The 14,768-nt window shown below is 41.1% G+C and carries 13 protein-coding genes; 4 read left to right on the forward strand and 9 right to left on the reverse strand.

Going from position 1 to position 14,768, the window contains the following annotated elements; genetic code table 11:
- Positions 1-839: 839 nt before the first annotated feature.
- The 4 genes from NLP_RS09090 (at position 840) to NLP_RS09105 (ending at position 4,665) form a co-directional block, all read left to right on the forward strand.
- Positions 840-1,214, forward strand: a complete 375-nt coding sequence (locus NLP_RS09090) for a hypothetical protein (RefSeq protein ID WP_158680322.1) — start codon at positions 840-842, stop codon at positions 1,212-1,214.
- A gap of 159 nt (positions 1,215-1,373) precedes the next feature.
- Positions 1,374-2,561, forward strand: coding sequence for an EAL domain-containing response regulator (locus NLP_RS09095; RefSeq protein WP_104906118.1), 1,188 nt, complete (start codon positions 1,374-1,376; stop codon positions 2,559-2,561).
- A gap of 177 nt (positions 2,562-2,738) precedes the next feature.
- Positions 2,739-4,082, forward strand: a complete 1,344-nt coding sequence (locus NLP_RS09100) for a PQQ-dependent sugar dehydrogenase (RefSeq protein ID WP_104906119.1) — start codon at positions 2,739-2,741, stop codon at positions 4,080-4,082.
- Positions 4,083-4,257: 175 nt separating this feature from the next.
- Complete coding sequence (locus tag NLP_RS09105; protein WP_104906120.1) at positions 4,258-4,665, forward strand: phosphomannose isomerase type II C-terminal cupin domain; 408 nt, start codon at positions 4,258-4,260, stop codon at positions 4,663-4,665.
- A gap of 61 nt (positions 4,666-4,726) precedes the next feature.
- On the opposite strand, the gene NLP_RS09110 is transcribed toward NLP_RS09105, so the two are convergent.
- The 9 genes from NLP_RS09110 to dndC form a co-directional block, all read right to left on the reverse strand.
- Positions 4,727-5,485, reverse strand: coding sequence for a HEAT repeat domain-containing protein (locus tag NLP_RS09110; protein WP_104906121.1), 759 nt, complete (start codon positions 5,483-5,485; stop codon positions 4,727-4,729).
- A 156-nt stretch (positions 5,486-5,641) separates the two neighbouring features.
- On the reverse strand, positions 5,642-6,193 hold the full coding sequence (locus NLP_RS09115; RefSeq protein ID WP_104906122.1) for a GNAT family N-acetyltransferase: 552 nt from the start codon (positions 6,191-6,193) through the stop codon (positions 5,642-5,644).
- 22 nt (positions 6,194-6,215) lie between these two features.
- Entirely contained in the window at positions 6,216-6,404 is a 189-nt protein-coding gene (locus tag NLP_RS09120; protein WP_104906123.1) for a hypothetical protein, read from the reverse strand.
- Between the two features lie 145 nt (positions 6,405-6,549).
- Entirely contained in the window at positions 6,550-6,972 is a 423-nt protein-coding gene (locus NLP_RS09125; protein WP_104906124.1) for an ABC transporter permease, read from the reverse strand.
- Complete coding sequence (locus tag NLP_RS09130; RefSeq protein ID WP_104906125.1) at positions 6,957-8,471, reverse strand: AmpG family muropeptide MFS transporter; 1,515 nt, start codon at positions 8,469-8,471, stop codon at positions 6,957-6,959. Before NLP_RS09130 ends, NLP_RS09125 begins: the two co-directional genes overlap by 16 nt.
- A 245-nt stretch (positions 8,472-8,716) precedes the next feature.
- Positions 8,717-10,174: a DNA phosphorothioation-associated putative methyltransferase gene (locus NLP_RS09135; RefSeq protein WP_104906126.1), complete on the reverse strand. Its 1,458-nt coding sequence runs from the start codon at positions 10,172-10,174 to the stop codon at positions 8,717-8,719.
- Between the two features lie 51 nt (positions 10,175-10,225).
- On the reverse strand, positions 10,226-10,612 hold the full coding sequence (dndE, locus tag NLP_RS09140) for a DNA sulfur modification protein DndE (RefSeq protein ID WP_104906127.1): 387 nt from the start codon (positions 10,610-10,612) through the stop codon (positions 10,226-10,228).
- Between the two features lie 68 nt (positions 10,613-10,680).
- Positions 10,681-12,744 (reverse strand): DNA sulfur modification protein DndD, encoded by a 2,064-nt coding sequence (dndD, locus tag NLP_RS09145; protein WP_104906128.1) that lies wholly within the window; start codon positions 12,742-12,744, stop codon positions 10,681-10,683.
- Between the two features lie 277 nt (positions 12,745-13,021).
- Complete coding sequence (gene dndC, locus NLP_RS09150) at positions 13,022-14,680, reverse strand: DNA phosphorothioation system sulfurtransferase DndC (RefSeq protein ID WP_104906129.1); 1,659 nt, start codon at positions 14,678-14,680, stop codon at positions 13,022-13,024.
- Between the last annotated feature and the right edge of the window lie 88 nt (positions 14,681-14,768).

Consider the following 14,768-nt stretch of genomic DNA (forward strand, 5'->3'; position numbering starts at 1 on the left):
CCTCTGCCTCTTATACCCAATGCCCAACTAGCTGGATATAAGCTAGTTTGTAATTCTTAACACACGTTTTATAGTGTTTGTATCCCAAATATTACTACTTGTTTAGCGTCAAAATATTAGAAAATACTTAGAAAACCAGCTTTAGATAACTATTATTTGATGATAGCTATCATTAAAATCTATGCAAGCCTTACCTCAGCTCATCTGGCTACAAAGCTTAGAGTTAAGAATTGACTGTTTGCCGCTGATGGTTGTGTTAAAAACATCACTATTAAAGTAGATGCTACGTCTATAACAGGCTACGCTTACGCACTAATGTAGCATCGGGTAAGAGTGTCTTGTTTTTTCATCTTCGCAGGTAGTAAGGTACTTCACCAAAGATGATGTGGTAATGCTTGTAGCTTCTAGAACTAGCTTGAAAACAGCCAATACTTTTGAAGTTATGCATACCTTAGTCATGACATTGAATGTGCCAGAATTTTTTGAGGCAGCCTCAGTGTTATAACGGTTGCAATAGCAGCAATTAAAACTACTGCTACTTATAGAAAATCAAGGTAATATTGTCGGTAATATTACTCCTGAAAGTATCAATCAAGCACTAGCACAAGAAACAGAGAAAACTAGAGTTAATGCTAGTATTGGTTCCTTTGAGGTACAACATCAGATTCTCGCTGAGAGACAATTACTTAAGTCCCAATGGTTACTAACACGCGCTATACTACGTAAAGCTACGACAGGCAAATACACTCACTTGATTGAAGTTTATGAGGAAGATTTGGACTTATACCGTAAGTCTAATTAGGGTCATGCAGACAAATATGCCCAAAGATCACATAATCATGACTGAAATGTTGAATGATGTGTTGATTATTGCTCAATTAGAAGTGGAAAAATTAGAGTATAAATCAATATCCTTCAATTTGGTTGAACATAGCCGACAATTGCCAGAACAAATACAGATGAATCTGTGCTATCGACGCTTGATTTTTTTCACCACTCAATATAAATTTGTAACCTGCTGCATTGATGAAAAACTTCTGGCATACATTTTGACTAACTTGTTTTCAAATTCGATTAAATTTTTCTCAGATGATAGCATTTTCAAGTTTAATTTACTTAGTCAATATAGACAATCCCTATTTAAAATTCCAGATTGGCAAATTTTTATCGAGAATATATTTTATATCTTCTTGAATAAGTTTGTCCCTCTATAAATGGTGTTGATATACTATATACTGAATTAAAAATAGCAATTTTAAAAAAGTATGTATACATCTAGAGAATTAACATATTGATGACAAATATTTTTAGTTTTGTAATAGATATTGCTGGATTTTGCCGTTAAATAATACAATATAAAAATGAGGTAATTTATGCCAAAAATATTAATAATAGAAGATGAGGAAGCAGTCAGGGAAAATATTTTAGATTTGCTAGAAGCTGAGGATTTTCAAACTATTGCTGCGGCTAATGGCAGAATCGGGGTAAATTTGGCTATCTCCGAAGTTCCTGATTTAATTCTTTGTGATATTATGATGCCAGAAACTGACGGTTATGGCGTGCTAACAGAATTACGTGAAGAACCATCAACGGCAACAATTCCCTTCATCTTTCTCACTGCCAAATCTGACTTCCGTCGAGGTATGGATATGGGTGCAGATGACTATATAACTAAACCATTTACTCGATCTGAGTTATTAAGTGCCATCATGAACAGGTTGGGAAAATACGCGACTTTAAAAAGGTATTTATCTCCTCAGACTGTAATTAATAACTTGTCTCCAAAAATGCAGTTGTTAGAAATTAGCTTACACCGAGCTATAAGACAAGATAATTTTCAAGAATTTGAAATTTATTATCAACCAATAGTCGATATTGCTTCTGGAAAAATAGTAGCTGCTGAAAGTTTATTGCGCTGGCAAAGTCCAGAGTTGGGGATGATTTACCCAACAGAATTTATTCCGTTAGCAGAGTCTACAGGTTTAATTGTCCCAATTGGCAAATGGGTATTAAAAAGGGTATGTCAACAAATTAAAAGCTGGCGTGATGCCGGAATTCGTTCCTTTATTGTTGCTGTAAATCTGTCAGTAATTGAATTTAATCAACCAGATTTCATTCATAATATAGTTACTTTTCTAGCTATCAATGAGTTGGAACCACATTACTTAGAACTAGAACTCACTGAAAGTATGATTATGCAAGATGTAAATAGGGCGATCGCTACTATGAGCGAATTGCAATCTTTGGGTGTAAAAATTGCGATCGATGATTTTGGTACGGGTTATTCTTCTTTGATTTATCTGACAAACTTCCCAATTAATACATTAAAAATAGACCGTTATTTTATCCATAATGTTGCTAATAATTTGCGAAAGTCAGCTATCACTAAGCCATTAATTGAGATGGCTCATAATCTCAATCTAGATGTAGTGGCTGAAGGTGTAGAGACAGAAGCAGAACTAGGTTTTTTACGCCAACATAACTGTAATTCTATGCAAGGTTTTCTATTTAGTCGTCCCTTACCAGCAGCAGAATTTGAAAGAACATTTTTTGCTCACTAACTAATGCTTGTATGTGTAAATTTTGGGCATTGGGTATTGGGAATAGAATTTAGTCACTAGTGCTTTATTTTTGAATTGTTAATAGGTTGACTAATTAAGAAAAATCAAACTTTTGACTGGCGACAATTATTAAGCCTCAAGTCTAGAGTAAGAACATTGTGTATAGTGTCTACAATTATGAAACTCCCTGCGCGTTTCTTGCTGCCAGTTTTTTTAATGACTTTGGCAGCAGCCTGTAATCAGACTCGCGCTAACTCAGATAATCCTACACCTCAAAAATCTGTACCTTCTGCCCAACTGACACAGAATCCTACAGAGCCAAAAAATATTGTCCGTACTGAAGCAATTTCACCTACACCCATCCGAATCAATCTGAAGAATTTACCAGCACCCTTCGCTACAGAAAGCGCCTCCAAGCAGCCTGAAGTTGTGCCTATTCCCCAAAATCCAGTGCTGCGTGTACCACCAGGTTTCACAGTAAATGTCTTTGCTGAGGGTTTAGATGCCCCACGCTGGCTAGCTTTAACCCCCAGTGGTGATGTCTTGGTGACTGAAACCGGGCAAAATCGCATTCGTCTGTTACGTGACAGCAATGCTGATGGAGTAGCTGACGTTCGAGAAACCTTTGCTAGTAGGGACAACGGACTCAATAGACCTTTTGGGATGGCTTTTGCAGGTAATTCCTTTTTTCTGGGGAATACAGATGCTGTGGTGCGTTTTCCTTATACTCAAGATCAAAATAAGATTACAGGTAAGGGGGAAAAAATTGCCGACTTGCCCGCTCAAGGTTATAACAATCATTGGACGCGCAATGTCGTTGTCTCACCTGATCGCAATAAATTATATATTTCAGTTGGATCGGGAACCAATGTAGATGAAGAACCCCTACCACGGGCTTCGATACAAGTGATGAATTTAGATGGTTCCCAACAACAAACTTTCGCTTCCGGCTTGCGTAATCCTGTTGGTTTAGACTTTCATCCTGTCACTAAGGAACTTTACGCCACTGTCAACGAACGGGATGGAATTGGTGATGATTTGGTGCCAGACTATCTGACACGCGTTAAACAGGGGGCATTTTATGGCTGGCCCTATGCTTATCTAACACCAAACAACCTCGATCCGCGCCAAAAGACAGATGACAAAAGTAAACGTCCCGATTTAGCAGCCCGGACTCAAACGCCTGATGTGCTGTTCCAGGCGCACTCAGCAGCATTGGGCTTACAGTTTTATGATGGTAAAACGTTTCCAAAAAAATACCGGAATGGTGCTTTTGCAGCTTTTCGTGGTTCTTGGAATCGCGATCGCGGTACTGGTTATAAAATTGTATTTGTTCCCTTCGATGCTAAAGGGCGATCGCTTGGCTACTACGAAGACTTTCTTACAGGATTTTTGCTAAATCCTTCTGTACCAACCACTTGGGGACGACCTGTAGGTTTACTCGTGTTGCCAGATGGCAGTCTACTACTGACAGAAGAAGCCAATAATCGGATTTATCGGATTCAATATACGGGGGAGTGAACAATTCAAAATTAATAAATTCGGGGATAAAATCTGTAAGCTGGGGTCAAATTAGAGCAGTTATCATTATTTATAGAAAGTTAAGATGTTGTGACTGCATCTTTGTACCCAGGTTTATCTCGTTTAGGGTAAATTACTGATAAATACTAATACTTATCTGGTTGAGAAATTGATTATGACTCCTAATGAAAATAATACTCAGTCAAATATCAACGAATTGTCTGCACATTCAGGTACACGATATTGGGGTGAGGTGGAGGTAATCGAAGAGGGAGAAACCTATAGAATTAGTCGTGTTGAAATCAAGCCCCGGCACAGCATTAAACCACAAATTCATTATCACCGCAATGAACATTGGGTTGTAGTTTCCGGTGTGGCAAAGGTGACTTGTGGCGATGCGGAAATATTACTCAATCGAAACGAATCAACTTATGTCCCCTCAGCAACTCTACATAAAGTAGAAAATCCTGGACATATCCCGCTAATTATTCTGGAAATTCAAAATGGTGAATATTTGGGTGAGGATGATATCGAGCGCCCTTATGACTTAAATTTGGTCAAACCTGTAACTGAAGGACAGTAAGGGCTGGGAAGCAGAGGAGCAGGAGAAGAATAATGCCCCATGCCCAATGCCCAATGTTTAATCAAAACCACCCTTCTTGTTCTAGGGTTTCAATTAGTTGCAAGCCACGTGGGTCGCCCACTCCTAACAGTGAGGCTTTGGCGTCTTCCCGGACTCCCAAATCTTGGTCTTCGGCAAAGGCTTGAATTAGGGCATCGATCGCTGTGGCATAAACTACATTAGAAGGCAATTCACGGCACAGTTGACCGATTGCCCAAGCACTGTTACTTCGCACTGCTGCCACGGGATCTTGGACTAAAGCTTCGATTAATGGTGGTATTGCCCCTATAACTGCTTCATAACCGACTTCTGCCATCTGTGCTAAGGCGCTAGCAGCCCACAAACGCACTGCGGAAATGTCTGTTTTTAAGGCGTCTGCTAAGGGTGCTAAAGAACGGCGATCGCGACAGTTTCCTAAAGCCCAAACAACACCTTTACGCACATAGCCATTCCAATCGCTGTTTAGTTGAGCAATTAACGGACTTACTGCCTCTGAACTGGGATTACGTCCGATGCCATAAGCTGCACTCACCCGCACTAAGGGACAGGTATCAGTTAACAGGCGAATCAGATGGGGGGTAGCACGGGCATCTTCTATATCACAAAAAGCACGTGCCGCTAACATTCTTTGCTGGGGCTGGGGATTTTCCAGCAAGGCTAGCATCACTTCTGGATCTGGCTTTGCCACAACTGATTCGGCAGTTAGCGGCTCTATTTTATCTAAGGGGCTTTCTAGCTCCTCCTCAATATCGAGTAGGCTTAGATCGTCTTCGTCATACATAATTTGATTTCAATCCCGAAAAGGGATTAACACATAATCCCCCGTGCTAATAAGTTAAAGCTTTATATATATTAGTTGGGTTCTTATACATTTTCCTTTCTTCCTCGTTGAGTTTTATCTCAACGAGAATCTCCATAAATCAAACGCTACAGTATGTTATCGCTGTCCTTGAGTTGATTTTTCTGCACTCAGGAATTTTACCATCCAGATGGATTGGGTTTGATAACCTAACTGATTATAAAGATTCAATGCAGGTTTGTTTGATTGAAACACTTGCAGGCCAATTTGGCGATCGCCTCTTTGAATAGCCCAATTTTCCACATATCGCATCAAGGCTGTACCAATACCCCGTCGCCGATGTTCTGGTACAACGTAGAGGATAAAGATGTGAGCATGACGGTTCCCATGTACTTGATCTATGGCATTGCCTACCCAGAGGCAAGCGATGGGGGGCACAGGGGCAGAGGAGAGAGATTCTTTACTACTCCCTTGCTCCCCTGCTCCCCTGCTCCCCTGCTCCCCCTCTTCTTCTACCCACCACAAAGGCGTATCGCTAGAAAAGTATTGCTTAACTGTTTGCTCTAAATGGGAAAAATCTTCATTGGGAAATAGATCCTGGTAAGTTCGCTGCATGAATTTAAGCAGGAGTGATCGCTCCAAAAGGGAGCCACGGCGAATAATATATCCAGGTAGTAGTTGTTCAGACACTTAAATAGGTTTATTGACTTAGCTAGCTTGCGTTATGTGCTGCTGGAGGTAAATTAGCAGGAGTGGGTTGAGAAGTTACCTCTACCTCTTCAATTGGTGCGGGTGCTGCCATATCAGACGGTAAAAAGATCCGAGCGCTGACTGCAACTAGGGCAAAGACAAATACTAATACTGCAAGCAGTGGGGCGATGTATTGACGAAAAATAGCCATATTTTAATTGCAAGAAGCTAGGAACTTTTATGAGAACCTAGCTGAAGATTTGTGAAGTATTCTTGATTTATTTTAGCAATTTTCTGTGCATGGGAATTGGGAATTGGGAATGGGGCATTGTTATTCTCCTTGTCCCCCTACTGCCCTACTCCCGCTGGCGATCGCTCTCCAAGTCATCAAGTACTCTTTCGCAATACCAATTCTCCGGCATCCCGGGATAAGTCTCTTTTGCCTGTTCAATTAACCGTTCGGCTGCGACAGTGTCACCAGATAATTTAGCAATTAGTCTGTTTTTGAGATAGCTATCAGATAAACCCTCCTCAACCTGGGTTGGTATCCCTTGATTAATGGTTGATGGAGTTGATGGCCGGGACTGCTCTCTTCGCAATTGCCAAAATAAAACGTAATAAAGCGTACCAAAAATTAAAATTAGGCTGAGTGTTCCGAAAAAAGTTAGGAGGTTAAATGCTAGAAATCCCAGAACTAATTGCGAGAGAACATACCCAAGTAATAAACCAGTGAGTAAGAGGATGAATGTGCCGACAGCAATAACTACTTGATTCCCCATATATCCTCGTCTTCTTCCTCAAGTCCTGGTCTGGATACTGCCACTGGCTGAGGGTTCCAGGGGGCAACTAACGGTAAAAGTAGCAATCCAGGTAAGGCTGCTACTAAGGTTAATAAGAAAAATGAGGGCCAGCCTGTGGCCTTAGCCCAATCTCCGGCAGGAGCTGAAAGAACGTCTCTACTAATAGCCATTAAGCTAGAGAATAAAGCAAACTGAGTAGTTGTAAAGCGGTGGTTACAAAGGTTCATTAAAAATGCAACTGTAGCAACTGTGACTAATCCAGCACTGAAGTTTTCGATGTTCACTGCCAACACTAAAAGCGAATAATCTTTGCCAGCAACCGCTAACGCATAATAACCCAAGTTACTCAATAATTGCAGTATGCCAAATATCCATAGACTGCGATTGAGGTTAATTCTAGTCATAATGACGCCACCGACTAATACGCCGACTGTCGTTGCTAGAAAGCCCATTCCAGCTTGAATTGCCCCAATCTCAGTTTTGGTAAAACTGATTTCCCGCAAAAATAAATTTGCTGTGATTCCCACCAAAGAATCACCTAGCTTATAGAGGACGATAAAAACTAGGATGACGCTACCTTGAGTCAGCCCAAATCGGTGAAAGAATTCCTTGAATGGTAGGAAAATTGCTTCTTGTAAATTTTGGGGCGGACTATCTTCTCTTACCTCACCTAATAACTCTGTCGGTAATAACAAAGATGTGACTATCCAGGCTAATATCAAAGTTGCTAATAGCCAATAAAATATAGGTAGGGAGATAAAGCCGACAAATACACCTCCGATTAATCCAACTACCAACACAGTTATAAATAGCAGAAAAATGACATCTTTGAAAGATAGGGGTGCAGCTTTTTGTGTGTTGTCGCGGATCTTTGGTTCTGCTGGTGCCCATAAAGTTGTCAGTACACTCCCTGCCATTAAAGCTGCCATGAGTAAGTAAACACCATTCCAAGGGATATGATCTGCTAGAACTAAAGCTAAGGAACTGGTAATAAACAGGGCTAAACGATAGCCTAGAACCCAAACTGATGCACCTGTTTTGGATTCTAGAGGATTTAAAATGTCCGTGCGGTAGGCATCACCGGCAATGTCTTGGGTGGCACTCAAAAAAGTGATGATCAGACAGTTGATTGCCAGAACTTGTAGTACTTGGTCATTTTGGGCAGGCTGTTGTAATGCTAGAAGTGCGATCGCTAATGCTAATCCCAGTTGCGTGATTACTAGCCAACCCCGCCTTCCTCCTAGAACTGGCGGTATAAATCTATCTAATAAAGGTGACCATAAGAATTTCAGGGAATAAGGCAAAGCCAGCAGACCAAATAAAGTAATTTTCCCTATATCAACCTTGGCATCTTGCATCCACAACTGTAACGTTCTACTAGTTAAAAACAACGGCAACCCAGATGCAAAACCTAGCAATAACAAAGCACCCATCTTACGACTTTGGACAGCTTGTCGCAGTGCTTGCATTTCTCTCATTGTTTAAACATTCCTTTTCACCTTGGATTAATTTCACTTAAGAATGCGCGTTATCGGATACAGCAAGCGCCTATCATGCAAAGTTTGCAGGAATTATAAAGCTGTGCGCTTCACGTAAAATTGGTAAGCTAATTGCAGTTATCTTGCCACACCTGCTATACCATCTCATGCATATACGCCAGTTTGTACCAAATTTTCTTGGCTGATATGCTCATCAAGAATGTCCTGAAAGTTTTAGCTTTTCCTTAACTTTCCTGAATTGGATAAACCTGATGCCCCCTGATTTCTACTCTGTGTGCAGCAAGGCATTTTTCCCAACCTTCACGCGTACCAATGTCGCTTTTTTGGTTAAGCAGCCCTAATTCCTGTTCTTGTTGGGTGAGTTTAGCAAATTCTTCGTAACGAGGGTAGTTGCTGGTAACAAATGTTTCTTTACGGTGCAAAATCGGCGGATTTGCTCTAGTTTCGTAGTCTCGATGAGTGACGAATAGGGTTTTTAAATCAATACCGATACTGGCTTTTAATGCCGGATGCGGATCGGTGTCGAATTCCGGGTAAGACAGGTAGGATATTTGCGGCTTATCAGTGTGATATTTGATCAATGTAGCTTCATCGACACGCCCAATGGTACGGCTAGCGCAACCTTCACAAATTCGGAGTATGGGGTCAAGTGCAGCAAGTGCCGAAACATGGACATAAAGCGCACCACGCGTATGTTTACCAATTTTGCTTTTTTCGCACGCAGTTTGAATCACCCCAGGTTTACCTAAGCTGAAAAGTTTTTGGTCGGCTACAAGGCACGCTTCTTCATAGCTACTAAAAAAGGCTTTAATGTCGTGCCGCATTTCTGGGGCTAACTTTTGCCATGCAGGGCGTCGATCGAAGTGGGTGAGGGCGAGATAAACTTGGATATCGAGAGAACGACGGTAAGCGATCGCATCCCATTCTTCCTCGTCAGTGGCTTGCAAAACTACACCAAAGGCGCGGCGAAAGTTACCAAATTCGCTCAGTAATTCCTGTTCATTTTCTAATTCGCCTTTTACGGGTAGTCTACCGCGTTTGGTAAAAAAAGCCATTAATAATTGCAGTTGTTCTTGATAGTCTTCAAACCGCTTAACAGGGATGCGGACTCGCGGTGTAGAAGTTGCAGAAAAGAAGCGGATAGCTTTGTAACTTTCTTTTTCAGCTTCATCTCGAAAAACAAAGTAGACACCTAAAGCGATCGGTACTGCATCTACATTTAGGACTTCATCAATATAAGTTTTGAGTTCTTCTTGTTCGTAATATTTCTGAAAAGTATTGCGGCGGGTCACAATGCCATCATTGTAAGCAAGTTGGGTTTTGCTGGGAGCGTTAATCAGTATTTGAGCCGCGACAATTAAAACTTTCCCGGTGAGTTCCCAAGCTTGGATTAGGCTTTGACGGCGTTCCTCTGAGTCTTCAATAACGTTGAGGACGTAACCCAAATTGATCACATCAGCGGGGGTGCGTGGTACATCGGGATAATAGTAAGGATCCCAGCCTGCACTGGTGTAGCCTAAGTTTTTTACTCGCTGGACATCACCACCGTAGCCGCAACCGTAGTCAAAAAAAGTGGTGTCTTGATGTAGGATTGCCCATTCTATTGCTAATCGCACGGGGCGAGATATGTCAGTGCGAGCGATCGCAGCTCTATGACGCTCGATTTCTAGCGCTTCAGGCATAATATTAGTTGTCAGTTAACAGTGAACAGTTAACAGTCAACTAATATCCTTTCAATTTTTAATGGCCAGTTCAATTAAATCTTCAATTTTCTTGATATTTGGATCGCCTGCTAAGTAACCAATACCGCGATGTAAGTGCAGGCGGAATTGAGTGGCGAGGGTTTCTTTATCGGTGGGATAACCGTCATTGTGACAGCGTTGCTTGAGGGCGAGGAGGAGTATATCAGACATTTCGCCACCAAAGACGCGCCAAGTCATTTCGACGTTGCTATCTTGGGGAATTGGGACGGGGGAGGGTGCGGTTACTTCTGCGAGGGAACGACAAAATGCCCAACGACATAGGATATTCCATTGGTCAATTTTTGTGCTGCGTTTAAGTTTGGTAAGTTGGTCTTTGGCTGTTTGAGAGAGTTTTATTCTTTCGATTGGGGATTCCATAATTTTGAAATTGCGTAGACGCGTAGCGGCTTGTCGTTAGACATCGCTCAATTTTTTAATAATATCTACTACCAAAAATATCCTGGTTGGATAGTTGTTTGGCGGGTGGCGGAGTCATATTTGAGAAGATATTCACGGGCGATCGCTTCGTTTTCTCGCAGTGTTTCTACTTCTTTCTTTCCAATCTCGGTGTCGGTGGACAGCAGAATTACTTGATGGCTGGCGGATGGAAAGTAACGCTCAACTAGGTTGCTGCGGTGGGATGAGTCGAGTCTGCCTAGTGGCGTATCGATTGCTACTGGTAGGCGGTGTCCAGAGACTTTGGCTAGTCCCCAGAGGAAGGCGATCGCTAGTAGTTGTTTTTCGCCAGCAGAGAGGCGATGTTTAGGGACGGGTTTACCATTTAAATCGTAAAGCAAAAGGCTAAAAGTCTTGGTATCAATGGTGATACGATGCACTAAGTCTGATTTGTGCAGGAGATAAAGGAAGCAGTTTTTAACTTCCTCCTCTAATTTATTGAGTTTTCGCAGAGTTAATTTTTCACGAAAAATCTTGAGTGTGTTTTGAACTTTCGCTGCTGAGGTAATAATGTGTTCGCTATTTTTATGTTTAATATTTTCTACAGTATAATCACTTAATTCTTTTTTTGACTTAGCAATTATAGTTTCTAATTCAGCTAAACGGCGACGGATTGTTTCGTAATTTGCTTTAGCTTCAACAACCTGATTTTGTGCCGTTTCTAGTGCTTGACGCAGCTTTGTATAATCTTCGGGTGCTGCTGCTGTCTGCACTTGTCTTTCTAGAGTATGAATTTCTTCTTCTTTGTTTTTGAGAATAGCTAATTTCTCTTTTGCAGAAAGTTTAGAATTTTGTAAATGATATATGAGATTATCTAGCTGACTTAAAGTTTCATCATCGGCTAATAGCCAAGACGCTTCTATCTGGATAGTCTTTGTATATAAACTATCGACATCTTGGATTAAAAATGATTGGATTTTTTCAACTTGTATCGGAGAAATTTCGGCTTGAATTAGCCAAGCGAGTAAGCGCTGATCTCGCTCAAGTAATAAATCTTTGGAGATTTGTACCTGTTGATGGCGAAATTCTTTTTCCCCCTGTGCTTGTGCCTGATTCAGCAAATTGGGAATTAATGCTAGAGGTAAAACATCAGCCGCTAATTCACACATCAATTGACGTACTTGTTCAATTTCCGCAGTTTTTGTATCCTGTTGTAATTCTAATTGATTGCGTTCTGCTGCAATCTTTCCACCTTCAGAAATAAATTTATTAAAGGCTTCTTGCTGCTTTTGTTCTAATTCTTCTACCTGATTTTTGAGAGTTTCTAATTTTTCTCCTGTTGTTTGATAGTCTTCTTGCTGTTGGGTTAACCTAGTTTCAATTTCCTCTAGGTTTGCTAAATCCTTAGTATTACCAACTTCTTTAAGTTTACGGTTAACTAAAATATCTAAATCAACTGCTAACCGATCTGCCAACTCTAGCCCTAAAAGTCCACGAATTGCATCTACTACAAGTGGTGGTGGTGTTTCCTGTTCTGCGAGTTCTTTAACCTGTTCACCGTCAAAGAGAAATAAGTTAGAAATCCCTAATGGCAGGAGATTTTCAATATATTCATCCCAGATATTAACTAAAGCATCAGGCCATGTATCACTGTCACCTAAAATACCTAATGTATCTTTACCATCTTTAGGATTTTTTGTCCAACTACGCACAACACGGTATTTTATTGGTTTATCGTTTTCAATATGTTCAAAAAGTAATTCAATACGCGTGTCTGCAACTGGATCTATTCTCTTGGAAAGTTGCTCCTCTTGGGGAGACCCCATCGCTTTTAGCGTCTCCCCTTGGGAGAAGACCGCACTTTCCGCTTTGTTGTTAACACATTGATTGAGAAAATCGTTATAACTTAAATTACCACGGGTAGAACATTGGGCACGGGGGCCATAAAGAGCAAGACGAATGGCATCCATAAGCGTAGTTTTTCCGCCGCCATTCATGCCACCTAATAGGATAATTGGACGCGAGTTTTCTTCATCAACTTTTGGGTTAAGATTGATTACCTGTTTCCCACTGTATGGGCCAAAGTTTTGTAATACGAGTTCAAGAAATATCATAATTTTTAAGATTATTAAATACCAGTTAAAAGTTTGTAGTGAAGGCTTCAGCCCTCTGGTGCGTCCGCTACCCGAACAAAATAGGGCTGAAGCCCTCACTACGAGCAAATGTAAATTATTTACATTGCGTAATATAGTTTTATTTATTCTTGCATATCATACAATTGCGTAAAATTTGACTTCATTTTTCTTCAACCCACTTTCGCGCAGCCTCCCGTAGGGAAGGAAAGGTGGGTTTCGTCTGTGTAGCCGGGATTTGCAATCGCCGGGTTTCTTCTTATTCTTCTAAATCTTCCTTTTTAAATTTCATACTTGCCCAAGTTACCTGTTCATCACTTTCACTTTCACCTTCATCTACTTCATTGATTGCTGCAACATCGCCCAAAGTCATCTGCTTGACTTTTGCAACGTCACCTTGACTAACTGCTTCGCTTAATTCGCGTTTCAAACGAGCATTTTTAATTGCATCTTCTGGAGAACGGGAACTGGTATTAAAACATTTTTCTAGAGTTTCATATATTCCCACGCGACGAGTCTTTTTGCGATACTGGCGTTCTGTGTCTAACAATTTTGCCATGAGTTCCAAGTGCATCGCATCACCTTCACAGATTTCTTCTAATACTATCCATTCATCACGACCTAGTAGGCTATAGTCAGCACCAGGACGGGGGTCTTGAAATTCTTCGCCAGTCACTTCTTGATAAATCCGGGGTAAGCTATCATCAAATTCGTGTTTTTCTTCTAGCCAAATACGGCGAATTTCGCTCATTTCTTCTAGAGTAATTAGGGTGATGTCGCGCATATTTTCTGGCGCTGTCCGACGGGTTTTTGTTTGCGCTTCTAATAATCGTCTGAGCCAATGCTCACGCCAATATTTGGTATAAGGCCCATGAATTGGTTCAATACAGGCTTCACCATCTACATGACGCTCAAAAAGTTGGACTTCTCCCCAGATGCGACGGAAGTCTCTTTTATCGCGGTCATCTCTATTATCTAATTCATTGCGGATATCTAATAGAGGCTGCATCCATTCTTTCTCTTGATCATTTTGAATCATTGCCTCCATTGATTTATCCTTAGTAACAATTGTGCAAACCCAGCATCCAAATCGGGAATCACCACAGCTAGGAGTAGAAGTATCAACAACTAGTGGGCATTCATTATCGGCTGTTGCACCTCGATACATAGTGAACAAGTCTTTGTTGCTATATTCCCAAGGGTTTTGCCACTGATTTAGGTAAATCCAAACTTCATCAGTACGCCAATCTTCGATGGGGCTATAAATTAAAGAATTAGGTAAGCTTGCACTATGGTAAAGCAGGGATGTAGGTGAACTTGAATCAGAAACGAGGCGATCTTTTAGGCTACCTGCTTGATGTTTTTCCATTGAGATAGCACGTTTGATACTTTCAGCCTTACGCGTACCTAAAACAAGAATAACTTCCCCATTTACTCTAACCACATCACGGATAAAGCGGTTAGAAGGATGAATTTTCAGACGGTCTGTACACCAACGAAATTTTCCTCGCGGCGTTGGATAACCTTTACCAATCAAGCTTACCCAGAATGTCTCTTTGATTTCTGGTTGTAATAAATGGGGTTCAATTGGCATTTTCTGTTCTTTAGCAGTAACCCTCATCCTTTCTAAGGATTTGCGTACCCAAACAGAGACTACAGGGTTTTCTACCAGTGTGTCAGTTGTAATAACATGAATTGTCTTTTTTCGCTTTTCAACTGGTAGTCCTGCGATCGCATTCCAGATAAGCTGTAAAGTGGCAGTACTATCTTTTCCGCCCGAATACCCCACCACCCAAGGTATCTCATCTAAACAATACAATTCTTGAATTTCAGTCGTGAGAGCTTGGATAGAGTCCACTAACTCTGCTACAGTACGTGCTTGCTGAACTTTATTTTCTGGTTGTTGTGCTGTAGTCATTTCTCGTTCTCTCTAGAAACACTGGCATAATATCCGGGCGAATAGAATTCGCGCCTATACAGACAAAACCCACCTCCGTGGGTTTAAG

It is taken from the genome of Nostoc sp. 'Lobaria pulmonaria (5183) cyanobiont' (assembly GCF_002949795.1).
In the GTDB taxonomy this organism is placed as follows: Bacteria; Cyanobacteriota; Cyanobacteriia; order Cyanobacteriales; family Nostocaceae; genus Nostoc.